We start from the raw sequence: 1,463 nt of genomic DNA, 5'->3' as shown, positions 1-1,463 counted from the left end.
AACGGGCAGTTCATCGCCGACGTGTCGGTGATGTCGTCCAAGGGGTTCGCGTCGAAGGTCACGGGCGTGCAGGTCGGTCGGGTGCTGGACACGCACCGGTCCCGTCGCACGGACCTGGCGGAGCGCAAGGGCCTGGTCTCAGTAGTCACCTGATCGCCGTAGGGGCTCACCAGGCCAGGTGAAGGTGCTCCCCGGGTCGCCCCGCTCGCTCGATGAGGACTTCCTCTGGGCCGGTACAGGTGCGGGTGATCCGCTGTCGCCACGCGGTCTCGGCCGCGGCCTGGAGGAGCGCGAGCGGGCCCGCGACGTCGATCGCCCGCCCTCTGAGGTGGTACGAGTTGAGCGCTCCACCCACCTGAGCATTCCGAACACGACTGCGGCGACCACTGGTGACCACCAGGGAGGGATGCTCCCCGAGGAGCATGAGGGCATGAGCTCGGGTGTGGGAGTCGAGACCACGAAGGATGCCCAGTTCACGTGGTGATCGTCGGCCTGTCATCGGGTCCTCCGTAGAGCCGTGCGGGTGATCGAGCCAGGCAGTCACGGAATCCCTGCGGGATGCTGGCTCACGCCCCCCCTACCCCCCCGCGAAGATCGCGGGGCGGTGAGAGGGCGTCGTACGAGCCTGCGTGGAGAGGCCGTCCGACTGCCACCCGCGCTCGCGCAACGGGTCACCTGGGGTCCAGGGCCACGGCCACTACAGCCGCATCGAGCACCCTGCCCTGGGCTCGTGGCGACGCGCTAGGCCGTCAATGTCGGCGTGTCGCGGTAGGCCGTGGTAGGGACAGCCCCTGGTTCCGACGTCCTGAGGGCCCTCCCTGGACACGTAGAGCCGTTCTCGGAGGAGATCCAGGGATGCCCAAGACCGCCCACTACCGCGTGACAGCGCTCGGCGTGTTCGGCACAGCAGCTGCACCCCAGGAGCGCTGGCAGACGGGCGTCAACTGCGACGAGGACACCCCCGCCTCGCAGATCACGCGGGCAGTGGCCGAGGCTCGAGCACAGGCCATCTTCGAGTCGTTCGCTGGCACGATCCTGCCCTTGCTCGCGGCGCCCATCGCCCTGGTCGGCGTGGACATCCGCAAGATCGGCGCAGACGGGAAGCAGCCGAAGAACCCCGACGGCTCGTACGCCGGCGCCGGCCTGTACTACCCCGCGTCGTCCGCGAATCGGACGGGCACCCCGCCCTACCCGTTCCAGGTGGCGACTGTGGCTAGCCTCCGTACTGCCCGGAGCGGACCTGAGGGCAAGGGCCGCATGTTCCTGCCACCTCCGGCCGCTGCACTCGGCTCAGACGGGCTCCTATCGGCCGCCAACGCCGAGGCGCTCGCGGCCGCGGTCGCCTCGTGGATCAACGCCGTGAACGGGCAGTTCATCGCCGACGTGTCGGTGATGTCGTCCAAGGGGTTCGCGTCGAAGGTCACGGGCGTGCAGGTCGGTCGGGTGCTGGACACGCACCGGTC

The 1,463-nt window shown here is 69.4% G+C and carries 2 protein-coding genes; one reads left to right on the top strand and one right to left on the bottom strand.

Features of this window, described 5'->3' with window-relative positions; genetic code table 11:
• Nucleotides 1-166: 166 nt before the first annotated feature.
• A complete protein-coding gene (locus QZX79_RS18525; protein ID WP_366484652.1) occupies nucleotides 167-424 on the bottom strand; it encodes a D-Ala-D-Ala carboxypeptidase family metallohydrolase in 258 nt (85 codons plus the stop codon).
• A 431-nt stretch (nucleotides 425-855) separates the two neighbouring features.
• On the opposite strand from QZX79_RS18525, the gene QZX79_RS01665 reads away from it, so the two are divergent.
• Nucleotides 856-1,463 (top strand): hypothetical protein (locus QZX79_RS01665; protein ID WP_294563738.1); only part of this gene is annotated, 608 nt, incomplete at its 3' end.

Origin of the sequence: uncultured Arthrobacter sp. (genome assembly GCF_902805515.1) — a bacterium.
Classification (GTDB): domain Bacteria; phylum Actinomycetota; class Actinomycetes; order Actinomycetales; family Micrococcaceae; genus Arthrobacter_D.
The sequence above is the reverse complement of the archived record's forward strand: the minus strand, read 5'-3'. Positions and strand labels throughout refer to the sequence as shown.

Excerpts from the sequence above, each read along its gene's own strand:
- QZX79_RS18525 (WP_366484652.1), bottom strand. The coding sequence starts at position 424 with ATGCTCCTCGGGGAGCATCCCTCCCTGGTGGTCACCAGTGGTCGCCGC.